Origin of the sequence: Phytoactinopolyspora limicola (genome assembly GCF_011320225.1) — a bacterium.
Classification (GTDB): Bacteria; Actinomycetota; Actinomycetes; order Jiangellales; family Jiangellaceae; genus Phytoactinopolyspora; species Phytoactinopolyspora limicola.
The window spans coordinates 555,842-579,456 of the sequence record NZ_JAAOEN010000003.1; the positions used below are offsets into that span (position 1 = coordinate 555,842).

The following is a 23,615-nucleotide window of genomic DNA, read 5'->3' on the forward strand; positions in this document are numbered from 1 at the left end:
CCGGCCATGACGCGAATGCTCGCGGGGCTCGCCGTCGCCGACTTCCGGGACCGGGTGCGCCGACCGGCCTATGTGGTGATCCTGCTCGGTGCCGCCCTTCTCGGCTACGTGGCGGTGCCCAGCCCAGACGCCAAGTGGATGATCATGCAGCTCGGCGACCACCGAGGCATCTACAACAGCGCCTACGTCGGAACGGTGACGGCGCTGGCCAGCGGCCTATGGCTGACCCTTTGTGGCTTCTACATCGTCCGGAACTCCATCGAACGTGACCGCAGTACCCGCGTAGGGCACCTGCTCGCCGCCGCACCACTACGCACCTCGACCTATCTAGCCGGCAAGTTCCTCAGCAACCTATTGCTGCTGGGGTCGATGCTGGGCGTGCTCGCCTGCACGGCTCTGGTGATGCAACTGGCCCGCGGCGAGTCCCGGCAGGTCGACCTGATCGCCCTCTGGCAGCCCTTCCTTCTCGTGGCACTGCCCCTGGTGGCGTTGACGGCTGCGCTCGCGCTTCTCTTCGAGTCGTTGCCCTTGTTGCGTACGGGTCTCGGCAATGTGCTCTGGTTCTGCATGTGGCTCGTCATCGCCACCGCCGGCCAAGGGCCTGGGTTGCCTCTCGACGGCATCGGCGTGAACAGCGTCGTCCAGGCGATCCACCAGGACATGGTCGCCCAAGACCTGGAAGTCAGCGGGGACTTCAGTCTCGGATTGACCTACCTGGACGATCCGCTCAGCCTGTTCGTCTGGGACGGGTTCACCCCCAACGCGGGCTATGTGCTGGACCGGTTGGCGATGGTGCTACTCGCCGCGGCCATCGCACTGCTGCCGGCCCTGTGGTTCGGCCGCTTCGACCCCGCCAGATCCCTCCAGAGTCCGCGCGGGCTCCGTCTCGTTCCGGGTGCCGGCCGCCAGGGTGCCACGCCCGCCGACGCACCTGAGCCGGTCGTCGTCGACGAGCTGTCGCACCCGGCGGACCAGCGACTCGACGTCGCGGCCGTCGTGCGTACCCGCCCCGAGACCGGCTCGGTCTCGATTCGTATGTGGCTCGGCGAAATCCGGGTCCTGGTGCAGGGCGTGTCCTGGTGGTGGTGGACCGGAGCCGCATTGCTCCTGCTCGCCGGGCTCAGCGCGCCGCTTGACGGTGTCACCCGGGTCATGCTCCCGCTCGCCTGGGTCTGGCCCATGCTGATCTGGTCGCGCCTCGGCACCCAGAGCCACGAGCACGGGGTAGGACGCCTGCTCGGCGCCTACCCCGCGGTACGCCGCCGAGTCGCCGCGGAATGGAGCGCGGGTTTCACCCTGACCGCCGTGGTCGGATCCGGACCGCTGTTACGACTGGTGGCGGCGGCCGAGTGGGCCGGGGTGGCCGCCTGGGTAGGCGGTGCCCTGTTCATCCCATCCCTGGCGTTGGCGCTGGGCGCGCTGAGCCGCACCCACCGCCTCTTCCAGGCCATCTATCTACCGCTGTGGTACACGGTGGCCAACGGCCTTGCCGTCTTCGACTACATGGGCGCCCTACGCGCAGGCAGCGACTCCGCGCACGTCCAGGTAGCCATGACATTTCTGGTCACGTCGGCCCTATTGGTCGTCGTCGTCATGACCAACGCGCTGCGTCGGTTCGACCGAGACTAAAGTGCCCCGAAACACTATCCAGGCTGCCCGCCGCGTCAGTGACGCCGCTCGGTGAAGACTACCGGGGTCAGGCGCACTCCGACCTTCGTCGATCGAGGTAGGGCCACAACGTCTCGCTCCGGTCCGACCCCTTGGGCGCTATCAGGGGATCGGGCCGTCATCGCTGTGGAATCCGCCGGTTGGCCCATCCGAGTCGAGCGTGGCGAAACGCACCACAGCTTCCGCTGCCTGGGCGGGAGCGAGGCTGTCGAGCCTTTCTGGCCTGCGCCGTCGTAGCTGGGCCCGACCGCGCCGTCACCCACGCGGCCGGGGCCGACCATAGCGGATGCGCACGCCAGCATCTGCCGTAGACCACCCGGAACGCTTCACGCCTGTGCAGGTGCCGATTGTGGCAGCCGTGACCCGCCAGATCGAAGATCCTTATGTCACCGCCCTTCCGCCCGCGCAATCGTCAACGCGGACCAGCCGGGCCAGCGTGAACGGCTCGGCCAGGATCTCGTCCAGCACGGCCGCCACGTGCCGGAAATGCGCAGTGGTGAAGTGGTGGTCGAGCGCGGCCTGACTCGCCCACTCCTCGACGATGATCATCCTGTTGTGGTGAGTCGCGTCGACGTGCGGTCGGTAAGCGAGGCAGCCGGGCTCGGCGAGCGATGGTGCGATCATGGCGTTGAGCTCGTCGCGCAACCGCTGCTCGTGGCCCGGCTTTGCGGTGAACCCAGCGATCAGAGTGAACTCGGACATGGTGCTCAGGCCGCCTCGGGGTCTTCGATGCGTGTGCCCTTGATCAGCCAGGTCGGTCCCTGGGCGTAGTTTTCGATCAGCGAGAAGAACTGTGCGAAGTGCGGCCCCCTGGCGTGCACGTCGAACGCGGCACGGTCGTCGTACGCCTCGTTGAGGTAGAACCGGTTGGGGCGCTCCTCGTCCTCAATGAGTTCGAAGCGGCGCGTGCCGGATTCGTCGGCGGCCGAGTTGCGGCCGTCTTCGAGGGCTGCGGCGATGAACGCGTCGCGGCGGTCCTCGGGGACGTCGAAGTAGACTGCGATGTGATACACGATCATGACTCCTGACTTGTTGGGTGGCCTGTTGACCGATCCCATCGTTGGCGCGCAGGCGCCGACCAGGAAGAGCCGAGAACATCCTGGGACCGGCAGTGCCACCCTGGAATCCAGGTCGCTGGAACGCCGCCGTCAGCTGGCCGACTTCCTCAAGCGGCGGCGCGCCGCCATGGACCCGGAGCGAGTGGGTGTGGCGGCACCAGCAAGCAGGCGCCGGACGCCGGGGCTGCGCCGTGAGGAGGTCGCGGCGCTCGCCGGGGTGAGCGTGGACTGGTATATCCGCCTGGAGCAGGCTCGGGCCGAGCGCCCATCTCCGTCGGTCCTGGATGCGCTTTCGCGGACGTTCGAACTGTCGACCGACGAGCGGGCGCACTTGTATGCGCTCGCGCGGGCGGAGCGGCCGCCGCTGACCACCACGCCGCACGAGGAGCCGGACGCCGCGCTGTTGCGCGTCCTTCGGGCGCTTCCGCCCACAACGCCGGCGATGGTGCTGGGAAGGCAGTGGGACGTGCTCGCCTGGAACGACGGGCTGAGCGAATTGTTGGTCCCGTTCGACCAGCTTCCGCCAGAGCGGCGCAACCTCGTCGAACTGACCTTCCTGGATCCTCGGATGCGGGGGCGCTATGCCGAGTGGCCGGCCGTCGCCGAAGAGACGGTCGCCAACTTCCGCGCCTCCGTGGCCCGGAATCTCGAACTGCCGGACGTGCAGCGGCTCGTCACCCGTCTGATCCGGCGCAGCGAGGAGTTCACACGGTGGTGGCGCCAGCACGATGTTCGCGAGAAATCCACCGGTGTCAAGGTGTTCCGCAGCGGTGACCAACTCATCAAATACCGGTACGACACGCTGCTCGCGCCGTCCGCGGCCGACCAGCGACTTATCACCTACACACCGGTTGGCTCCCCCGAGACAGGAGCCGGCGAGCCGTAGGCATCCCTGCCCGCCCTACGCCGCCCTCGCATCACCAACACTGCGGGGCCCTACGACGAGGCGATGGGCAAGATACGCCGCCAGCTCACCCTCACCCCTGTCGGACGACCGATCGTGCCGGACAAGATCTCCTGGCTGGCCAGCGAGATGCTCAAGACCCGAGTCGCGCACGGCTACTGCGCCCGCCACGAGGGCCGGATAAACGAGCGCCTCAACCAGGAAATCCACCGCCGCACCGACAGCGCCGGGATCTTCACCAACCGCGACGCCATCATCCGCCTCGTCGGCGCCGTCCTCGCCGAACAAGCCGACGAATGGGCCGAAGGACGCCGCGCGCTACCACTACCGGGGACTTGACCTCACCCGGCCGAACGCAGAGACGGATAGTCGGTATAGCCCGTAGGCCCCGGCGTGTAGAGATGCGCGGTGTCCATCTCGTTCCAGCTCAGACCATGTCGCAGCCGGTATGGAAGGTCGGGGTTGACCAGGAACCCACGCCCGAAGGAGACCGCGTCGGCTAAACCCTGCGCCAGAGGCCGCTCAGCGGCCGATCGGGTGGTAGCCGCCCGGTTCTCCCCGACATTGGCCACCAGCGTTCCCGCCCAACGCGGCCGGAGGTCGTGCAAGGCCGGATAGTCATCAGCGTCGGTGAGATGCAGGTAGGCCAGCCCCAGATCGTTCAACTCGTGCAGCAACGCGCGGTAGACGGGCGCCGGGTCGAGCTCGCGCATCTCGAACTGCGGGTTGCCGGGCGACAGCCGGATGGCGGTCCGGTCCGCTCCGACGGCGTCGGACACCGCTCGGAGCACCCGGAGGGGGAAACGGATCCGGCCCGCGATAGAGCCGCCGTAGTTGTCAGTGCGCATATTGGTGTTGTCGGCGAGAAACTGGTGTGGCAGGTAGCTGTTGGCGGCGTGAATCTCCACCCCGTCGAAGCCCGCTCGCACCGCGTTGACGGCTGCGCTCACGTAGTCCGTCACCGCTTGCTCGATGTCGTCGAGCGTCATCTCCCGTGGGGTGACCGGCGCGCCCTTCGTCCCATCGGCCAAATGGACCGGCTCGGTTTTGGCCACCGCGGACGGGCCCGCCGGGACCGACCCGTCGATCCGCGCCTTCGGGTGCCCGTTGCGCCCGCCGTGCATGATCTGCGCGACGATGGTGCCTCCGGCGTCGTGGACTGCTCGGGTGACGACCTGCCAGCCGTTGACGTGCCGCTCTTCGGACAGGCCCGGCACCCGCCACTCGCTCTGCCCCGCCGGCGAGGGCCATATCCCTTCGGACACGATCAGTCCCGCGCTCGCCCGTTGCGCGTAATAGGTCGCCATCTCCGGCGTCGGTGTCCCGTCGACGGCGGCGCGCAGCCTGGTCATCGGAGCCATGACGATGCGGTTACGCAGTGTGAGCCGGCCTGCCTTGGCCGGGGTGAACAACGTAGCGGGTGTCATGCCCCCACGGTAGACTCTGACATTAATGTCAGATTCAAGCCGGAGCGAACATGAGGATCGGCGAGCTGGCCAAACGCACCGCCGTCAGCGAACGGTCGTTGAGATACTACGAGGAACAGGGCCTTCTGGAATCCAGCCGTACAGCCGGCGGACACAGGGAGTACCTGCCCAGCAGCGTGGATCGGGTGATCCGCATCCAGGAGCTCTTCGCGGCCGGACTCAACTCGTCCAAGATCGCAGACCTCCTCCCCTGCATGCGCGATGTCGACGGTGGCCCCGCTGCCCACGCCACCCCGCTGCTGGAGCAGGAGCTGCGCGAGCAACGCGCGCGCCTCGACCGCGCCATCGACGACCTCAACCGCTCGAGGGACGTCCTAGACGACGTCATCAAGACGGCCACCGGCCACAACCCGGCCTGAGCGCCGGTCCGTGGCCGTCCGGACAGACCGGATATCAGATGCCTGTCACAGCCGCCGCATAGTCATCGGCGATCTCATCGCTCGTGGTGACCCACACCCCTGGGTGGTTCACTACGTATTCGAGCGCCTGGTCTAGGTACTTGTGCCGGAACGGCTGGCCGATCACGAACGGATGGAGGCGGCGTAGACCGGAAGGCCGGGGACAGGGCTAGAAGCTAGGCAGGGAAAACTGGATCTGCAAGCGAGCGTCCGCAAGACCGATGAAGCGCGCGGGGATTCAAGCCCCCACCGGGTCGAATTTACTCGCATTCATGCAGGTCTGAGACATGCAACCTGGAACGTCGCGAACGAGCCGACCCAGTCCTCTCCGGTCACGTGGCCTGAACAGTCCACGGATCGAAGACCTCGGCTCCGGTCGGCTCAAAATCGGAGACGTTTCGCGTCGCCACCGTCATACCATGCACCAGCGCCGTCGCCGCGATCAGCGCGTCGCGCACCGGCCTCGGGTCAGGGACATGAAGGTGCACACCACGCCAAGCCACCTCGGTATCAACCGACAGGACCCGATCCTCAAAAGCAGGCAGTACATGATCATCGAGCCACGCACGAAGAACCACACCCTGCGTGGAGTCACGCCGCTCAGCAAGGAGGACCCCGATCTCCAACTCCTGGATCGTGATCGCCGAGACGAACAGTTTCGCGGCCGGCACGTGCGCCGCCTAAGCGGTCACGCTCTTGTCTGCCTTGCCAGCCCTGGCCTTACGCAGTTCAGAGACGACGTTGGTGTCGAGCAGAAGGTACGAAAAGCCAGCACAATGCACACCCTTCCAACTCAGAAAGCTGCGGCACAAACCCGGGCCGATTCACCATACCGGCGGAGCACACCGTTGGTTTCCGGTGGCTTGGGCGCTGCCCGGACGAGTAGTCACGGAGGCGGGGCTCGATCATGAGCTAGGGCAGGCCAACTGTCTGGGATCAGCAGAACGTTGCTTGGGCACGGTTGCCTCGCCTGGGGCGTGACGATCTACGAACCCGGACGGTTTGTGGACACCCTTGCCGACACGGGCGCGCACCTATTCCACACATCCGATGAGACCGGAGACGAGTACATCCTGAGGGCAGAGCCCGCCGCAGCGCTGTGATCTGTCACATTCGACGGGTTGACACAGCTGGCCACGTGATTGAAACTTGTTAGCATGCTTACTAATGGAGTCCATGTGAACAACCACCTCTTCATCTTCGCGAAGATCACGCCGAACCCGGAGCATTATCTTTTAGCCAGGGATGCGCTCGCGAACATCATGGAACAGACCCGGGAGGAGGAGGGCTGCCACGCATTCAGTCTGCTGGAGAACCGTGATGAGGGACATCTCTACCTCTACGAGGAGTTCACCGACGAAGCCGCATTGGATGCGCATTATCGCCAGAGCTATACTCAGGCGGTCTTCAAGCTCTATCAGGACTGGCTGGCCACTGCGGTCGAAGTGACCAAGATGCAGCATGTGGCCTGAAGGTGGAGCAATCCGTGCGACATCCCATGGATGAACGAAAGACCACCATCTGCATCGAGTCCGGGAGCACCCTGACTGCATATGCCGGGAGACTTAGGCGGCGGCAGGCCAAGAAACGTCCCCGACACCCGGGCTCGCTCAACAGTTCAGCCGTCCTGATCGGCGAGATTGCCCGGAGCCGGTGATGTTCCTCCTCAAAGAACTCCCATCGCGCCAGATGATGGACCGCTATGGCTCGCGCTACCCGGACATGGATGTGCAAGCGGTGGAAGATGCGTTGACCATGATGCGCCGAGCAAGCCTGCTCATCCGCGACCTGGAGGCATATTTCAGCGGGTTCAACCTATCCCTGCTTCGGTTCTTGATCCTCATCGTCATTGATCGCGAGCCCGATAGGGCAAGCCTGACAATGGGTGAGATAGGCGAACGCCTCGACGTCTCCAAACCCGTGATGACCCGGACCATTAAGACCCTCGAGGGCGATGGCCTCATTACAGTAACCCAGGGCGGACAAGACAAAAGGTCGAAGGTCATCACACCGACGGAACGCGGAAAGCACGCGCTCGATGAGGTGCTACGAGGATACTTCAAGTTGATCAGTGCCTTCATGCAAGCAGTCGACGACCATTGACGTCCCCATCGCGCGTCTGGCACGGGCTCTAACACGCACACCTCAGCACGCGAGTTCTCGAGCCGGCGCTGCGGGGGTGTGCACACGGCAGACGCTCATTGCCGGCCACCCCAACCCAGGTGAACCAGAGCAAGCGCAAGTCACGGGCCTTTTCACCAACGGGACTGCGGCACGAGTGGGTGACATCTGATCTGGCTTGCCCGAGGGGTGGGTGCGGAAGGAAGTTGCTGCCGTGTGCACCGCATTGGAGTGCACCCCGAACGACTCGTTCGAGGCGGACACCACCCTGATCGAACGACCTGCAGTCACGCCGACGTCAGGGACGACGATGCACGCGGGGGCCAAACCCCCACACCGGAAAAACACCTAAATCTATGCAGGTCAGAGACCTACGGCGGGTCCGAGGACCGACTCGTCCACTTAGACTCACCCACACCGCCGCCCTCTCCCTGGAGTGACATACGTTTCCGCGTATCCGACGACCTCCCGGCCACAAACGCGTCAAAATGTGTACACAAACATGACCCCAATTAGATACACCTGAGAGACGAGGCTTCAGACCCTGTCCGTGCGGGAAGCACGAGAACAACTTCCCGGCTTACTGGCCCGCTTCCGCAAAGGGGACCACTCCCCCATCGGCGTCGACTCACATCGCAAAACCGAAGCCGTCGTCATGCCGATCGACGTCTACAACGAACGTACCGCCGAACGAGATCGAGCCGCAGCCGAAGCTACCGCATCCCTGCGCGCCGCAGGATTAACCCCCAGCTCCGAGGCAGACGCGATCACCCAACTCTGGATCCGCGGAGAATCACCCCCCAGCACGTGCGAACCTTGATCCACGAACTTCACCGCGCCCCGTGACTAACCCGTACCTCGATCCCGACAGCAGCGTCCTCCTCAACCGTCTCGAAATCAGCGACGCCGAACAGTTGCAGACGGCGGCGACATCCTCGCGACGATTCAGATCGATACGTGACCAGCAGCATCGGCATTCAGGGTGCGCGGAGGCGAAACTCGCGTCCGTCAGGGTCGGCGAGGACGATCACCCCACGATCGTTCGACCGAAGGCTCCGGGCCCCGAGCCCCACGAGCCGGTTGACCTCAGCCTCCAGGTCGCCGCCGGTCGCCACGAGTTCGAAGCGCTGCCGACCGCTTCTCTGCGGGCCGAGGTCGTCCGGCGCGCGGTGCCACGCGTCCCACGACACCTTGGTGCCGCCTTGCGGGGACTGGACCGCGGTCTGCGCACCCTTGTCCCACACCAGCGGCCAGCGCAGGGCCTTGCTCCAGAAAGCTCCGACCGCGCGGGTGCCGTCGCACGTGAACTCACCGAGACGGCCGCAGTCGGCTAGGAATCGGTTGCCCGGCTCGATGACGCAGAACTCATAGCCCTCGGGATCGGACAACACGATGTGTCCTTCATCGCGACGTTGGCCGACGTCCAGATGGCTCGCGCCCAGCTCCACCGCGGTGGCCACGGTGTGCTGCTGGTCAGCAAGGCTCGTGCTGGTCAGGTGCAGATGAATTCGGTGCTGACCAGCCGGCGGCACTCCATCGGCAACAAAACGCAGGCCGAGCTGCCCATCGGCACCGGGCAGAAGCACACCGTCGCCATCCTCAACCGGCTCACGCCCAAGCAGCCCGGCCCAGAACTGCGCCACGCGCGTTGGGTCCTGGGCGCCGTAGGTCACCGCCACCAGTGTCGACTGCACCGTCGCAAGCTACAACGAACCTGCCAAAGAACACCACCTACGCGGGCTCCAGCGCGAGAGATTCGTCGATCGACTCACCCACTACTTCGCCCAGGTCAACACCTTCCACCCATTCTGCGAGGGCAACGGCCGAACACCGAGCCTTCGTCGGCCAGCTCAGCCACGACACCGGCCGCCCCATCAACTGGTCACAACTCGACCCAGCGCAAACGAACACACATCTATCCAGGTCGAGTCCCCGGTAGCCGCGATTCCTCGGAAAGATCTCCTACCGTGACGTCAGCCTGGGCCAGTTAGATGGTCGTAGTCGCCTCGCGCCCAGGCTGCGTGTCGCAACGCGGAGCTGCGCAGGCGGGCTTTGGCGTCGTGCGTGATCGCACGGCCGAAATTGCCGTAGATCCGGTCGAAGTCGTAGCGGTCTAGATGATCAGCGATGCGCAACACGACCGATGATGACAGCGGGATGCGGTTCGGGTATGACCGCATGAAGGCCAGCGATTCACCGTCGGGATTGACAGCGACTGTGTCCCCGGTGAACAGCACGCCGGCGCCGTCCTCGCCCACCCTCCGGTAACGGGACGCGCATATCGGCTGACTCTGATGGTCGAGGAGCCCGGCGGCCATTGGGTGCGCCGCGGCTGGTGTTCCATCGGATGCGACGACGGATTCCATGACTCCTGAGTGCACCACCACCTAAAAGCCACATCAACGACGCCGCCTTATGGGCCCTCACATTCACGTTGACGGCCACCCGATGGTGCTTCTCCGGAGTAGACGCCGTCCTCCTGGCTCCACATCTGCTGAACGATCTGCAGGGTCTCCTTCTGGCGTTCTCACCGCTCCGCGAGGGACGGGCATCCCACGCCTAGCCCGACGTGCTCGCGCTCGTACCACAGGGCACTGATCCCGAGCATCGCGCGGCCACGCACCGGCATGAGGAAGTTCCAGACCGGGACGTCCAAAGACGATTCAGGACTGACCCATGCCGGTATTCAATTCGATGTGGATCGATCTGCCCAATAGGTGCATGTGGCGGGCGACGCCGATGGTGGTGGCTCGGAGAACGTCGTCGCGCAGGACTGCACCGGACCAGCGATCGCCCCGGGGCACAAGCCTCCCACTGGCGGATTCCCCACACGAGGCGCTGGACCCGCCGCAGGTTACAAAGTAGCTGCGTGGGGTACAAGTCGGCGATACGCCGGACAATCAAGCATCCTTGCAGGTCAGAGACTCGAAGCGTGTCCGAGGAGGGACTTGTCCACTTACCACACGCACACCATCGTGGATCTGCGGACCGGACCGCGGCACCCGTCTCAGACCAGGGGATGCCGTACCCCGGTGCCATTTTTCCCTGCCTAGCTTCTAGCCCTGTCCCCGGCTTTCCGGCCACATACATGATTGAGTGGCACTCCATGGCCGATGATCCTGCGAATACCGAAGTCACCCTCGCCGGCGGAAACAGCAACCGCGTCACACGACTCGGCGCCACAGTACGTCGCAACACTGGACCACATACGCCTGCCGTACACGCCCTACTTCAACATCTCGAACGTCACGGATTCACCGGCAGCCCACGCCTACTCGGCGTTGAAAGCGGCCGAGAAATCCTCAGCTTCATCGACGGAGAGGCAGGAACCTACCCCATAAAGCCCGCCGTACAAACCGCCGAAGCTCTCGATACCTCGGTCGCTCTACTACTACGATTCCACGACGCCACAGCAGGACTCGCCCTCCCCGACGGATGGGTCGATCACCACGTGGCCGGCACCACCAACGAAGTCATCTGCCACTGGGACGCCGCGCCGTACAACATCGTCTACCAAGGATCACGCGCGGTCGGACTCATAGACTTCGACCACGCTGGCCCCGGGCGCCGAATCGACGACATCGCCTACCTCGCATACCGCCTCGCGCCGCTGTGCGCAGACACCAACCTCAACGCCGGCGGGTGGGACACTACGGTCAACAGACTGGGCCGCCTCCGCCGAATCCTACGCCGCTATCCCAGCGAACACCGGACCTTGATACCCGACCTCGTGACAGACCGCCTCGAGAGAATGAAGCACTGGATCCTCACCCGCTCCGCAGCCGACGACCCCACCGTAGAGGTACACATCCGCGAGAACCACGTAGGAATCTACGCCGCCGACCAACACTTCATCACGTCGAACCGGGACACAATCCTCTCCGCACTCCAGTAATGGCAGGGTCTGCTGCACGACACCAGCGTAAAGCTCCAACGCTGCCGTGAATTGATAACACGCTCCTGTCACGAGTTCACAGCAACCGAATATGCCCCAGGGCTCACATCGGCGACACACAGCCGTTGGCCGATGCGATCCGCCACGCCGTGCGGTCCGCCATCGCCTGGCCGGCGTCGCGGGCCTCGTCGGCAAGGAGCCGGTGCCCGAACTCGGGGTCATCCTTGTGGGCGTCGAATAGCGCGTTTGCGCGATACGCCTGCACCACCTCACTCGTGGTGATGGGATCCTTCAGCCACCGGTAGTAGGGCTGGCAGGAGAGCCTAAGCACCCGGCACGTCACCGTCACAGGGATCCCTGCGCCGGCCAGCTCTGTCACGAGCGGGTAGAGCCTTCTCCCGGCAGGTTCGCCTGCGACAGATACGCCGCCGCCCGCCGCAGCACCTCGTTCTCCTGCTCCAGCAGCCGGATCCGCTTGCGCGCCTCACGAAGCTCCTCGGACTCAGTGCGGGTCTGGCCGGGCTTGGCGCCCTCGTCGATGTCGGCGCGACGCAGCCACTTCTGCAGCGTCATCGGATGAACACCGAAGTCACGGGCGATCTGCTCGATCGTCACTCCGGGCTCGCGGCTCCGTGCGACGCGGACCACGTCGTCACGGAACTCGCTCAGGTAAGGCTTGGGCACAGCAACATCCTTCCAGGCCCACCCCTCGGGCAAGCCAGATCAGATGTCAGCTATCCGTGCAGCAGACCCGTGCACCAAGCGCAACCGGTCCCGCGGTGAACGTTCCTAACTAGGGCATCAAAGTGAATGCCGGGACGTGCTTGGGACGAACGACCGTGAAATGACGATGATCGAGAGTGGCAATTGTCGTCTCATTGAGACGCTCGGCAAGCGCCGCCACCGACGCATCCGTGCCGCCCAGCGGAAGGTCCGCGTATTTCTCGACCAACTCGACACATCGTCCGAGATCGCTGTCGGTCGGTGGTTCGATCTTGTAACGTCGCGATTGGAGTGACCGCAAGAACCTGGCCTCTGCCGTCGATCCCCCTGCACGCTCGATCATGAACGTCGCTTCAGCCACAACCAGAGCTGGAACGACCAGAGTTCCGGATGAGTTCGCCAGAAGCTCGCGGCAAGCCTCATGATCCGGATCCTTCCGGTTCGCCGCGGCGACGAGCGGACCCGTATCAACAATCACGACTGACCAAAGCCGTGCTCCGCGAGGAAAGCGTCGGCGTCACGAGCCACGACCTCGTCGGAATCAAAGGACGCCACAAACTCCAACGGGTCAGGTTCCGCCGACGCTTCCTCAAGCAAACGAGCAGCCGACACCGCCGGCTCCACGCCTTCCCGTTCAGCCCGGCGGCGGAGCCAGTTGACTACGGCTTCGTCAAGTTCAACCGTCAGCACCGTCATGCCACGATGATACGACGATCCGCCAACCCAGTGAATCGGCCTGGGTTTATCGGAGGGCATGATCTAACAAGGAGAATGTGATCATGCCGGCGCCGAGGAAGTATGACGTTGAGACCCAGGACCGTGCGGTGAGGATGTATGCCGATCGGATCGCCGAGGGTGGTATCTCGCAGTTGAGGGCCCGCCAGGAGGTGGGCGCGTTGTTGGGGATCAACCCGGCGACGTTGCGTAACTGGATCCGTCGGGATCTGGGAGAGGCCGGCGCGAACCCGGCTGGGGCTGGTGAGTCGTTGGAGGCTGAGAACGCTCGTCTGCGGGCTGAGAACGCTCGTCTGCGGGCTGAGAACGCTCGTCTGCGGGCTGAGAACGCGCGTCTGCAGCGGGCCAATGAGATCCTCAAGACCGCGTCGGCGTTTTTCGCCTCGGCGGAGCTCGACCGCAAACTCGGGTCGTAGTCGACTACATCCGTCGAAACGCACCCAGGTTCGGGGTCGAGCCGATCATCTCTGTGTTGGGCGAGCACGGAGTCCAGATCGCCTCGAGCACCTACTACGCGCACGCGGCCCGTGGATTCGGAGCCACCGAGGCCGAGCTGGCCGACGCTTATGCGGCCAACGCGTTGTTCGATCTGTGGACCAAGAACCGCAAGCTTTATGGACGGCGCAAGCTGGCCAAGACCGCTCGCCGGGCCGGGCACGACACAGGCCGTGACGCAGTGCAGCGGCTGGTTCGTTGCCAGCCGCGCAGCAACACGCCCTGCGTGTCGAACAAAATTCGAGTGTCCGAGGAGGGACTTGACCAGCTACCACACGCACACCATCCTCAACCTGACCGCCTGACCTGCACGTTCGGTCACGCTTGCGCATGCGTCGCGCACGAGCGGTATCGGCGACGTGACACCTAAGCTGCTGGCGCCGCACGTGGCCGACACTCGCATCTTCCGCGAGTGCCTCGGATCGGCGAGAATCGGGGGCATGGAGCAAGATCACGAGGCGGCCAAGGAGGACATCCAGCTTGTCGTGGCAGGCGCACAGGATGTCGCCGCGATCGAGGCTGCCATCGCGCTGGGAAATGCCTCACGTTCGACGCTTGGACATATGCCCTTTGCCGCCTACTACGATGCCACCTTGAGGGGGTGTCTCGTCCTTGCTCGGCTGGGCAATCGAGTCGTCGGCTATGCGTTGTTCGGCCTCGCACGAAATCGAGTGCGCCTCAGCCATCTCTGTGTCGAGGTCGACTTTCGTGGACATGGTATTGCACGCCGGCTTGTCGAACACATCAGACGTGAGCACTCGGATCACCTCGGTATTCTCGCTCGATGCCGACATGACTACGGTCTCGGCGAGCTGTGGATCAGCCTTGGCTTCTCTCAGCTCAGCGAGCAACCGGGCCGAAGCAAGGAGGGCTATCCAGTAGTCAGCTGGTGGCTGGACCACGGCCATCCCAACCTGTTCAGCACCGAGCCCGCGACAACGCTCGTACGGGCGGCGATCGATCTCAACGTCCTAAGGGACTTCGTCGACCCAACCCGAGCTGACGCAGATGAGACACGCGCCCTGCGCGCCGATCATCTCACCGACCAGCTCGAGCTGGTGCGGACAGCAGCGTTAGATATCGAGATCAACGAGATGCAAGGACCACTACGAGCGGCATGCACGCAACACGCTCAACAGTTCCGCCGAGTCAACAGCTCCGGCCAACGCCGCGTGTCCGACATCGAGGACCAGCTGCGTCAGGATGCGCAGATAGCCGACCCGGGCTACCCCCATGGCCCCCAGGACGAGCTCGACGTGCGCCACGTCGCCGAAGCGGCTGCAGCGGGCCTGAACGTTCTCACCACCCGTGACCAGCGGCTTACAACGCTACTAGGTCCGCCATCCGAGCGCCTCGGACTGCGCATCGTGCGGCCAGTCGATGTGATCATCCATATTGACGAGCTCGCACGGGCCGAGGCATATCGCCCCGCTGCGTTACTGAACACGTCGTACTCAGAACGCCTGGTAGGGAGTGGGCAGGACGGTCTAGCAACAGCCTTGGCCGATATCGCGAACGGTGAGCGTCCGCAGCAACTTCTTCGTAAGCTGCGCGCGCTGGGGATGGCAGGCCACGACAGGATGGGCGTCTACGATAGCAATGGACAGCTGGTTGCCGTATTCAGCGCGATTGAGCTCGGCTACACGCTAGAGGTACCACTCCTCCGTGTCTCTAACAACGCCGTTGGCGACACCTTGGCACGACAACTGCTCTTCCGCCTACGCGAACGAGCCCACAGCGCACGGACACCGATTCTTCGGATCACCGACCCGCACATGTCGCGGCACGCACAAATGGCAGCGATCGTCGACGGCTTTCGCACCGCAGACAACAACGATCTCTACACTTTCGTCCTCGGAACGGCCGGGCCAGCCGACAGCGTCGAATACGATGCCGCCGGCGCGGCGCGCCGCGCCGGTGTGCCCGAGCCGGCATCCCTACGATCAGGCATGCCTGCCGTCGCCGCCGCCACGCTAGAGCGAACCTGGTGGCCGGTGAAGATTGTCGACAGCGACCTTGCGAACTACCTCATACCCATTCAACAAAGGTTCTCAGCCGACCTGCTCGGCATGCCGAACACGCTGATTCCCCGGAACGACGCCCTCGGCCTCGCTATCGAACGTGTGTACTATAGAAGTCCGGGTGGTGCCCGGCCGGCGGCACCAGCGCGGCTGCTGTGGTACATGAGCGAAGGAGGCCGCGGCGTGTCCCGTCCAGCAAGTGTCATCGCCTGCTCCCAGCTGGACACGGTTGTCGACGGCGACCCGCGAGAGCTGCACAGCCGTTTTCAGCATCTGGGCGTCTGGCGCCAAGAGAGCGTCGAACGCGCCTCACGGAACGGCCGCGTACAGGCGCTCCGTTTCACCCACACAGAGGTCTTTCTGAATCCGATCAGTCGCCAGCGATTCCGCCAGCTGAGCCTCACTCACGGATCGTCGAACCGGGCGCCGCAAGGACCGCGACGGATCTCGACAGCACTGTTTACCGCTCTCTACGCCGAAGGCCGCGGCGCATGAAGCAACCGGCGATCTTGCTGTCCCTTCGACCACGCTTCGCGAAGGCCATCCTGGCGGAGACGAAGACCGTGGAGGTACGGAGACGACCGATCAGGGCACCAGCTGGCACTCTCCTGGTTCTCTACGCGAGCTCGCCCACTATGGCCATCCTCGGAACCGCAGAACTGGCCACAGTCGATGTACTCGATCCGGACGTGGCCTGGAAGGAGCACGAACACCACCTCGGCCTCTCCCGCGAAGAGTTCGACACGTACCTCTACGGCTTGAACATCGCCCATCTGATACATGTTCGCGAGCCGCGGACGTTGCGCGACCCCCTACCGCTCAGTCACCTACGCGCTGACGCAAACGGATTCAGTCCGCCACAGAGCTTCCGCTACATCACAGCGCAGGACCCGCCTATGGTGTGGACGGCAATATCAGCAGCAACCCGAAAGCCCCACACAGAGCCCCCTTCACCTGACGATGGGGCGGACGACCCACAATGGACCTACTCCGCGCCCAGCCCACCCGCCTAGCCAGCCTGCGAACAAGACAACCCCAGATTACGTCTTTGGACGCATGACAATCTTCATAGTTCATTTGCTGCGCCAAACCGGTCGGCTTGCGTAGCGTCGCGGCAGCGACCTGCGGCGCCCGCAGTCCCGTAGCGTTCGTCGAGGCGATCAGCGGGCCTTGTTGCGCTACATCGGCCGCACGACTAGAGCTTGCGCGCGACGGAGTCTGTTTCAGCCGCCGCCGACAAACCAGCCGCGGGACTGGATTCGAAGGAACTAAGAGTTTGGATCGCTTAGCGACACACGTGGTGGTAGCTCAGAGGTCAGCGCCATCTCCAAAAGGCGTCGACGTGCGCCCTTGAGGTCCCACAAAATGCGGAACCGAAAATCCGTCGCTGCTCTGCAACGACCCACTCCAGGCCGCGGTGCGAACAGAAATCTCGGCACACATTTGATATAAACTGTCGCACACAACAGAAGACAACTGTTCATGCCCCGTTTCACGAACGGCTATCTCTCACCCTGCAAGAGAACACACATTCATTCTACAGTCAACCCAATCGACATCGCAGCTCCGCAAGCGATCGCTTTCCCCTACGGCCCAGAGTGTCAGCTCTGACTCAAGTAGACGTGCGTTGACTCGTGCCTTCTGCACGGTTCTCGACGACATGCACGTCGTATAGGACTCACGGACCAGTATGGGTGTAAGGCGCCCACCGACTTGGCTGGCTCGCGTAAAGGTGTCGCAAGTTACGCGTGGCTTTGTGAAGTGCTATTGCAGCCGCGTCGGCGTCTGGACCGGCCTCCGCGCCAATCAGGGTCTCGTAGATCGTCCGGGTAACCCGAACTGCGTCCAGGTCGTCAATCGGCCACAACGTGCCGATTACGTGCCGATATCCAGCAAGTTGACAAGCCGCTGCGAGATGAATCGGCTCATCAGGCAGGTCTGCGCCAGGTCGAGCAGTCGTGCATGCGGAGAGGAATGCGAGTTCGACCCCCTCGAGACGAGATCGGGTAAGGTCAAGGACCGTCAGCGGCTGGTCCTGGTAGTCCGTCAGAAGCAGATGGCTGGAGGAGGGATCCGCCAGATCGCTTGTCGCGTGACACGAGAAGTGTGCCCAGGCGTGGTTGGACAGCATCTCGACGACAGCGGAGCGTGTTGCGGGCATGCCGCCGGGCATTCCAAGTAGATCGACGCGGCCGGGTAGGAGCTCGTTGATCAGTTCGGCCTCAGCTATCGCACCGGGCAGGTCGGCCTGTGCCGGTGTTTGCGGCATGGCCACTACTAACACTCGGTGCTCCGCAAAGCCTGGTCTCGCATTTCCCGACGGCAAGGTATTCCGCCGTCGCCCTTTTAGGAGTGTGCGGACCGTGGGGATAGTAGAGGACACAACTCTATCTAGTACTGCCGCCGGCTGGGTATCGAACCGCGTGTGGTGATGCCCTGCGGCGTGGAGTGGTAAGAACGCTAGCGGGCCCGACGGGCACCAGTATATACGCGGCCACCCGGTACCCTCATCTGGCGAGTTTGTGTAGCCCAGGTGGTCGAGGACAGGTCCGGTAATCGCATCCCACATCCAGCCCAGGACAGCCGTCAAGCTGGACTCTGCTCTCTGTGTCGCTTCCCATCCTGACGACTGTTGTATTTCATGGAGTGCGGCGAAGAATGTATCTACTTGTCTGACCACTAGATCCGGCTCAAGCGAGTGAAGGGGCACTACATCTACTCCGGCCGGGTGCATGATTAGCGCGTCGGAACGTCGTTCTGCCACGTTCAACAATACGACCGGTCCCGACTCAGCGGCTGGCAGCAACTCTGCCAATGGGCGAGGCAGCAGGAACGTTTCGAATCCAGGCTTAGTCCGGATCTCGGTCAACAACTGTTCCAATTGGCTGGCGGCCCGTTGACGTCGATGTAGGCCAGCGCTGGCCTGCGCTCGTTGCTCAGAAGCGTTGTCCAGTGAAATCGCGAAATTATCTGCAGTATTGGCATTGTCAAGCAAGTCAACGAGGTCGGTAAACCACTCCGCCAATTCCTGGTGAACGTCGGCCAAGTCGGTAATGTCGGTGCGGGTATCCAACGCCCGCCCAAACAACACGGCTCGGCCCTGTTCGAACAACTCGACCGCACGATGTGAAAGCTCTGCCTCCACGCATGCGGCTGCCGCTGCTGAGCCTAGCCCTGGGAACCCAGTCAACAGGTGCTCTTGGTCTGACCGGGTGAGTCGCCGTGAAGCCACTTCACCCACCAGCTCAATAGCAGCGGAAAACGCTCTGACTGCCTCACCTGGGGCATCGGTCGGATCCACGGCGAAGCCCCATCTAGCCGCTGACGAGGCGCGCACCAGTGGCGGCGCCGAGGTGACACCGGCGGCCTCGCGATGACAAGCCTTCGCCCGGTTCGAGTCCGTTTGCTGCCCGGTCTGCTCGAACCTGTCCTCCAGCGCAGAACCTAGATTGGCTAGGAACGTGGCGCGGTCAGGGTGATCTTGTGGAATCGCGGCGACGCCTTCGGCTCCCAGCTCGATTGCCCGGTCCAAATCGGCTGGATTTCCTAGCCGCTTGAACCGCGCGCGCAACGCGATGCTCAAATTACTCAGCAGTCCTGAGCGGTTGGGGTCGGCTGGCCGTGTGGCCGCTATCGCCTCTCTTCCCATTTCTACTGCCAGTTCGAGATCTGCCAGTTGTGCGGTCTCCTCGAACCGAACGTGCAGCACGGCGCAAAGATTGCCTAGCATTCCTCCGCGATTTGGGTTGCTGCGTGGACTTGCCGTGACCGCTTCTCGTCCAGACTCGATCGCGCGATCCAGGTCTTCTAAGACTCCAGTCCGTTCGAACCGAACACGCAAGGCGAGACTGAGGTTCGATAGGTACGAGATGTGTTGAGGATGGTCAGCCGGAGTGGCCGCTACGACTTCCTCTCCCAGCTCGATCGCCCGATCTAGATCCGCCAGGTCGCCAGTTCCCTCGAACCTGGCCCGCAGCGCGATTCCGATGTTAGAAAGATATGCAGCGCTGCTCATGCGGCCTAGCGGAGTGTCCACGAGGCCCCGCTCCGCCAGTTCGATGGCGCGATCCAAATCGGCTAAGTCTCCGGTCCGCGAGTACCGGCTCCGAAGTGCGAGGACGACGTTCGATACGTAGTCAGCGCGGTTGGGCTGGGTGCTCGATGTGGTCGCGATAGCTTCTTCGCCCACGTCAATCGCCCGATTTAGGTCTGCAATGTCTCCGCTCTGCTCAAACCTGGCCCGCAGCGCCATACCAAGATTCGAAAGATTAGTAGCACGGCTCACATGGCCAACGGGAGTGTCGACAAGTCCTCGCTCCGCCAGGTTAATTGCGCCATTCAGATCCGCGAGGTCCCGGGTCCGCTCGAACCGATCGCATAGGGCGAGCCCGAGGTTCGATAGGTAGGCGGCCCGGTTACGGTCATCGACACCAGCGTCTGCTAGCGCCTGTTGTTCCAACTCGATTGCCCGATCGAGGTCCGCCATGTCCCCTGTCTGGACGAATCGTTCACGTAGTACGGCGCCGAGGTTGGATAGATCTTCAGATCGGGTCGGATGCGTGGGCGGAATGGTTATTACTTCCTCCGCTATTTCAACGGCACGGTCCAAGTCTTCTCGATCGCCATGTATGCGAAAACGTCTATGTAGTGCTGACGAGAGGATACTCATGAAGTGCCCACGATCCGGGTGGCGGGGTGTGATAGTGGTAAATGCCTCAGTGATCAACGCGATTGCACGTTCGACGTCCTCGGTGTTACCTGTCTGTTCGGACCGATCTTCCAGGGCGAGGGCTAGGTTGGAAAGATGTACGGCTCGGTTCGGATCGGCGGGTTGACCGATTTCGATCGCACCTTCTCCCGTCTGGATGGAACGCTCTAGGTCCGATAGGTCCCAGGTTTGCCGGTACCGATTACGCAAGTACAGCCCGAGGTTAGACATGTAGGAAGCACGGTCGGAGTCCGCTACGGCGACTGTCACCGCTTTTTCTACCAGGTTGATCGCACGGTCTAGATCCGCCAGTTGCCCAGTACGCTCGAATCTGTCCCCCAACGCCACACCGAGCTCCGACAGGTAGAACGCACGGTTAGGGTCAGTGGCGGGCGTGATTTCCAAGGCGTCCTCTCTTAACTCGACCATCCGGTCCAGGTTTCCCCTTTCCTTGGATGAGTCGTATTCGAGCAGTAGCAGGCTGCTCAAATCAGAAAGCAGCTCCCTGCGATCAGGATTGTCAAGCGACATCGCGTCCACAGCCTTTTCGCCTATCTGAATGGCTCGCGTCAAATGCGCTTGCTCACCAGTGCGTCGGCATTGTGTAGCCAGGACCACTGTGGCATTTGTCAGTGCTGTGCTTCGATAAACGCTTCCAGGCGGTGCAGCCGCCACGGCTTGTTCGCTCTCCTCCACAGCGCGGTCCAAATCCCCAGTCTCGCCGGTGCGCTCGTAGCGATGACGAAGCGTGAACCCCAGATTGGACAAGTATGCAGCTCGCTCGGGACTGTCCTCCGGTGCAGCTGCAACAGCCCGTTCGCTCAGATCGACCGCCAGATCTAGGTCCGCGTGGTCTCCAGTCTGCTCAGCTCGGCGGGCAAGAGCAGTCGCCAACCTGTCCAGCACATACGCGGGCTCAATGCCAGGAAGGAGCGCAACAAGTTCGTCGAGTACGGCGATCTGAGTATTCAAGTCATTCAAGTCACCAGCCTCTTCATAGCGGCTCCGCAGCACAGCATCTGCCCGCTCGAGCACATCGACTGCCCGATCCAAATCAGCTTGTCCACAGGTGCTTCGATAGCGCACGCGCAGCGCGACCCCGAGATTGTAGAGGTAGCCTCCACGCTCCGGATCCTCACTGAGAGCAGCCTCGTCGGCCCCATTAAGCATGTCGACGGCACGGTCGAGATCCGACAGGTCACCAAAGCGCTCATATCGCAACCGCAGCGCGACACCCAGATTCGACATCCGACCGGCCCGATTAGGATCGTGCGTGGGCGTGGCTTGCACCGCCTGCTCGCTCATTTCAACCGCGCGGACCAGATCCGATTGCCTACCTGAACGCCCGTATCGTACACTCAAGGCGGAACTCAGGTTAACCAGAAGTGAGATGTATTCAGGGGAATCAGTAGGAGTGCCGGCCACGGCATTCTCGAGATTAGTGATTGCAGCGTCTAGCATCGTCTGATCCTCGCTCTCTAGCGTGTCGCAGGTGTTGGATAGCGCCGACTGTTAGTTCGCGCGCTGTTCAATGTCGGCAGTCGCGATAGTCTTGTAGCATCCTCGGATGTTCGAGCAACGCTGTCAGCCAGACCTCGCGCACCCTCTTGATTAGCGCCAAAAGGATGTTGCACAATCTCCCTGGTCCGCGCTTCTGCTTGACCTAGGTGGCGCCAGTGGAGTAGTCCAATGGCGAGCCGTTCTGCTTGTCGACAGTTGCCGTTCGGCGGATATCTCCCAGAAATGTTGGGGTCCGCGAAGCGCTTCGGATCAAGCATGAGTAGTGGATCTTGTTCGACGCCAAATCGTCTTAGAAATTTGTGCAGGCGAGGACCAGAGAGTAATCTCACGCATCCGGCTGCTCCCCAATCAGCTCCGCACGATAGCGCGTGAACCGCGGCGCGGGATTATCCGACCCACGCCAGAGATACTCAGTGATTTCACGACCCGCCTCACGTTCCTGGCGTGGATCCGTCGGCAAGGGCCATCGCAATTGCTCATAAAGAGCTAGGCGATACAAGTCATACGCAGACTCCACAAGATATCCAAACGCTTCCGCTCGCGCTGGCATCCACCACCGAATAGCCGTATATGCCACACACCCCGCGGCCGATGCGGACAAAGCACAGACAACGAGCAGAACGCCCGCAGGCCATCGATTGCTGAGGCCGACAAAGAGCAAGGTTGATGGGATCAACACGGCGAACAGCGTCGACCAGAGCGTGGCGCCTACGGCGCTATTCAACGCTTGGCGGGCTGCCACCAGTTCGTGCCGCGTGCTGTCAGGTAGCACGAGCCATAGCCGAGGCCACGTACTCACTCCGTCAAGCCCGTACTTGTCGCGAGGTTGAGACTCTACTGCCCGCAGAATGTTCCCCACGCGCGTCGGCATCAACCTGCTGGGGTCACTAGGAAACCGATGTAGACGAAGCTCTAGAACTGCGAGCGCGTCTTGATCATCCGACGACAAGTCTCCGTCGGTGCGTCGTTTGGCTAGCAGCTCCTGCCACGACAACTCGGTCTTCTCGAGCCTGGCATGCGCCCTGTCAATCAATTTGGAACGAATACGCGAAAGGCACCCCGGCCAGTAGCCCTCCAATAGCCGCAGCGCCGGCGTCGTCAAGCGGGAAACAACTATGACGGAGGCAACGACCACACACAGACCGCCGACTGCGACACCCAGCTGCAGGGCGTCGCCCAGACCTTCCAACCAGTCTGATAGCTCAGCCAGCCGCCTAGGTCCACCCGCGGCCAGTACGCCAGTCAGCACGGCGCCACCCCAAAAGACGACTGCCGGCGCAGCTATCGCGGCCCACCTGTCGGCCAGCCTCGTCATCACCGGACTCCAAAAAGCATCCACAACAGCCGCCTAGGCCCGTACGAGCATGCATTCATGCGTCGGACACTTCGGAATCGGCGTGCCCACCGCTGGCCGCCACCAGTCGTAGTCTCCGGCCGGACAATGGAACATCGGCGCCTCGACCTGCCCGACAAGCCCTGGCAGACCGTCGTAGGCGTCGCTCTTGAGCGTGCGCGACCGAACCTGAGGAGGGCGGAAGTCCGGCGTGTCATCCAGAACAGCCTCCAAGAACGCCGACGTTCCCTCGGCACGTTCCATAACTTGCCTCAGTCGAACTCCGACATCCTCATCCCATTCCTCTGCCAGCAGCTCAGCCAGTGTCTCGTCAATCTGGCCAGCTACGGGACCGACTAACTCTGGCAGGTACCAGCGCACCGCCCGCGCCGCCGCGACCACGCCCTCAAAGCCCATTCCCCGCCCCTCCGTCCAGGACTGCTACTCGAACATAGAGGTACCACCGTTCCGGTCGCCGCCGAGGACGCCGCCGCCGTTCAGCGGCTACAGTGTTCGCTTCGGCACCAGGTAACGACAAATGTGGCTAC

22 protein-coding genes and 5 pseudogenes are annotated in these 23,615 nt (G+C 63.0%); 14 read left to right on the forward strand and 13 right to left on the reverse strand.

The features are described 5' to 3' along the window. Positions 1-6 precede the first annotated feature (6 nt). Complete coding sequence (locus G8760_RS11455) at positions 7-1,629, forward strand: ABC transporter permease (protein WP_166350974.1); 1,623 nt, start codon at positions 7-9, stop codon at positions 1,627-1,629. A gap of 420 nt (positions 1,630-2,049) precedes the next feature. On the opposite strand, the gene G8760_RS11460 is transcribed toward G8760_RS11455, so the two are convergent. Both G8760_RS11460 and G8760_RS11465 read right to left on the reverse strand, forming a co-directional pair. Continuing rightward, positions 2,050-2,370, reverse strand: a complete 321-nt coding sequence (locus G8760_RS11460) for a putative quinol monooxygenase (protein WP_166350976.1) — start codon at positions 2,368-2,370, stop codon at positions 2,050-2,052. A gap of 5 nt (positions 2,371-2,375) precedes the next feature. Next, entirely contained in the window at positions 2,376-2,687 is a 312-nt protein-coding gene (locus G8760_RS11465) for a putative quinol monooxygenase (protein ID WP_207782250.1), read from the reverse strand. Between G8760_RS11465 and G8760_RS11470 the strand changes: the two genes are divergently transcribed. From G8760_RS11470 to G8760_RS11480, 3 genes and pseudogenes are all read left to right on the forward strand, one after another. After that, entirely contained in the window at positions 2,686-3,612 is a 927-nt protein-coding gene (locus G8760_RS11470; protein ID WP_166350978.1) for a helix-turn-helix transcriptional regulator, read from the forward strand. The genes G8760_RS11465 and G8760_RS11470 overlap by 2 nt on opposite strands. A gap of 16 nt (positions 3,613-3,628) precedes the next feature. Continuing rightward, a pseudogene (locus tag G8760_RS30800) lies at positions 3,629-3,804 on the forward strand (tyrosine-type recombinase/integrase); the annotation flags it as partial. 12 nt (positions 3,805-3,816) lie between these two features. Then, positions 3,817-3,957 (forward strand): annotated as a pseudogene (locus G8760_RS11480) (transposase); the annotation flags it as partial. Between the two features lie 14 nt (positions 3,958-3,971). Here G8760_RS11480 and G8760_RS11485 read toward each other — a convergent pair. Then, positions 3,972-5,057: an alkene reductase gene (locus tag G8760_RS11485; protein WP_166350980.1), complete on the reverse strand. Its 1,086-nt coding sequence runs from the start codon at positions 5,055-5,057 to the stop codon at positions 3,972-3,974. Between the two features lie 50 nt (positions 5,058-5,107). Here G8760_RS11485 and G8760_RS11490 point away from each other — a divergent pair, with 50 nt between their 5' ends. Then, positions 5,108-5,476, forward strand: a complete 369-nt coding sequence (locus G8760_RS11490) for a MerR family transcriptional regulator (RefSeq protein ID WP_166350982.1) — start codon at positions 5,108-5,110, stop codon at positions 5,474-5,476. A 34-nt stretch (positions 5,477-5,510) separates the two neighbouring features. Here G8760_RS11490 and G8760_RS30805 read toward each other — a convergent pair. Both G8760_RS30805 and G8760_RS11500 read right to left on the reverse strand, forming a co-directional pair. After that, a pseudogene (locus G8760_RS30805) lies at positions 5,511-5,654 on the reverse strand (polysaccharide deacetylase family protein); the annotation flags it as partial. A 193-nt stretch (positions 5,655-5,847) separates the two neighbouring features. Further along, positions 5,848-6,270, reverse strand: a pseudogene (locus tag G8760_RS11500) (PIN domain-containing protein). 423 nt (positions 6,271-6,693) lie between these two features. On the opposite strand from G8760_RS11500, the gene G8760_RS11505 reads away from it, so the two are divergent. From G8760_RS11505 to G8760_RS11515, 3 genes are all read left to right on the forward strand, one after another. Further along, positions 6,694-6,987: a putative quinol monooxygenase gene (locus G8760_RS11505; protein WP_166350984.1), complete on the forward strand. Its 294-nt coding sequence runs from the start codon at positions 6,694-6,696 to the stop codon at positions 6,985-6,987. 184 nt (positions 6,988-7,171) lie between these two features. Further along, a complete protein-coding gene (locus G8760_RS11510; RefSeq protein ID WP_166350986.1) occupies positions 7,172-7,618 on the forward strand; it encodes a MarR family transcriptional regulator in 447 nt (148 codons plus the stop codon). A gap of 568 nt (positions 7,619-8,186) precedes the next feature. Continuing rightward, entirely contained in the window at positions 8,187-8,456 is a 270-nt protein-coding gene (locus G8760_RS11515; protein ID WP_166350988.1) for an antitoxin VbhA family protein, read from the forward strand. Between the two features lie 157 nt (positions 8,457-8,613). On the opposite strand, the gene G8760_RS11520 is transcribed toward G8760_RS11515, so the two are convergent. After that, positions 8,614-9,330, reverse strand: a complete 717-nt coding sequence (locus tag G8760_RS11520; protein ID WP_166350990.1) for a VOC family protein — start codon at positions 9,328-9,330, stop codon at positions 8,614-8,616. Between the two features lie 49 nt (positions 9,331-9,379). On the opposite strand from G8760_RS11520, the pseudogene G8760_RS31100 reads away from it, so the two are divergent. Next, positions 9,380-9,607 (forward strand): annotated as a pseudogene (locus G8760_RS31100) (Fic family protein); the annotation flags it as partial. A gap of 2 nt (positions 9,608-9,609) precedes the next feature. On the opposite strand, the gene G8760_RS11530 reads toward G8760_RS31100, so the two are convergent. After that, a complete protein-coding gene (locus G8760_RS11530; protein ID WP_166350992.1) occupies positions 9,610-10,002 on the reverse strand; it encodes an MBL fold metallo-hydrolase in 393 nt (130 codons plus the stop codon). 566 nt (positions 10,003-10,568) lie between these two features. Here G8760_RS11530 and G8760_RS11535 point away from each other — a divergent pair. Further along, entirely contained in the window at positions 10,569-11,531 is a 963-nt protein-coding gene (locus G8760_RS11535; RefSeq protein WP_166350994.1) for a phosphotransferase, read from the forward strand. A gap of 103 nt (positions 11,532-11,634) precedes the next feature. On the opposite strand, the gene G8760_RS11540 is transcribed toward G8760_RS11535, so the two are convergent. The 4 genes from G8760_RS11540 to G8760_RS11555 form a co-directional block, all read right to left on the reverse strand. Further along, entirely contained in the window at positions 11,635-11,910 is a 276-nt protein-coding gene (locus tag G8760_RS11540; protein ID WP_207782252.1) for a hypothetical protein, read from the reverse strand. Further along, positions 11,907-12,215: a transposase gene (locus tag G8760_RS11545; protein WP_166350996.1), complete on the reverse strand. Its 309-nt coding sequence runs from the start codon at positions 12,213-12,215 to the stop codon at positions 11,907-11,909. Before G8760_RS11545 ends, G8760_RS11540 begins: the two co-directional genes overlap by 4 nt. A gap of 109 nt (positions 12,216-12,324) precedes the next feature. Next, positions 12,325-12,732 carry a type II toxin-antitoxin system VapC family toxin gene (locus G8760_RS11550; protein WP_166350998.1) on the reverse strand — a complete coding sequence of 136 codons (408 nt, stop codon included), beginning with the start codon at positions 12,730-12,732 and terminating at the stop codon, positions 12,325-12,327. Continuing rightward, positions 12,729-12,950 carry a hypothetical protein gene (locus tag G8760_RS11555; protein WP_166351000.1) on the reverse strand — a complete coding sequence of 74 codons (222 nt, stop codon included), beginning with the start codon at positions 12,948-12,950 and terminating at the stop codon, positions 12,729-12,731. Before G8760_RS11555 ends, G8760_RS11550 begins: the two co-directional genes overlap by 4 nt. Positions 12,951-13,033: 83 nt before the next feature. Here G8760_RS11555 and G8760_RS11560 point away from each other — a divergent pair, with 83 nt between their 5' ends. The 4 genes from G8760_RS11560 to G8760_RS11575 all read left to right on the forward strand — a co-directional run bounded on the left by G8760_RS11560 (position 13,034) and on the right by G8760_RS11575 (position 16,518). After that, on the forward strand, positions 13,034-13,405 hold the full coding sequence (locus G8760_RS11560) for a transposase (RefSeq protein WP_166351002.1): 372 nt from the start codon (positions 13,034-13,036) through the stop codon (positions 13,403-13,405). A 56-nt stretch (positions 13,406-13,461) separates the two neighbouring features. Beyond that, positions 13,462-13,854 carry a hypothetical protein gene (locus tag G8760_RS11565; RefSeq protein WP_166351004.1) on the forward strand — a complete coding sequence of 131 codons (393 nt, stop codon included), beginning with the start codon at positions 13,462-13,464 and terminating at the stop codon, positions 13,852-13,854. A 70-nt stretch (positions 13,855-13,924) separates the two neighbouring features. Continuing rightward, on the forward strand, positions 13,925-16,000 hold the full coding sequence (locus tag G8760_RS11570; protein ID WP_166351006.1) for a GNAT family N-acetyltransferase: 2,076 nt from the start codon (positions 13,925-13,927) through the stop codon (positions 15,998-16,000). Continuing rightward, positions 15,997-16,518: an ASCH domain-containing protein gene (locus G8760_RS11575; RefSeq protein ID WP_166351008.1), complete on the forward strand. Its 522-nt coding sequence runs from the start codon at positions 15,997-15,999 to the stop codon at positions 16,516-16,518. Before G8760_RS11570 ends, G8760_RS11575 begins: the two co-directional genes overlap by 4 nt. Positions 16,519-17,183: 665 nt before the next feature. On the opposite strand, the gene G8760_RS11580 is transcribed toward G8760_RS11575, so the two are convergent. Next, the gene (locus tag G8760_RS11580; protein WP_207782253.1) at positions 17,184-21,674 is read right to left on the reverse strand and encodes a CHAT domain-containing protein; all 4,491 of its coding nucleotides are present in this window, start codon (positions 21,672-21,674) and stop codon (positions 17,184-17,186) included. A gap of 1,408 nt (positions 21,675-23,082) precedes the next feature. Then, complete coding sequence (locus tag G8760_RS11585) at positions 23,083-23,484, reverse strand: hypothetical protein (RefSeq protein WP_166351012.1); 402 nt, start codon at positions 23,482-23,484, stop codon at positions 23,083-23,085. Positions 23,485-23,615: the final 131 nt, after the last annotated feature.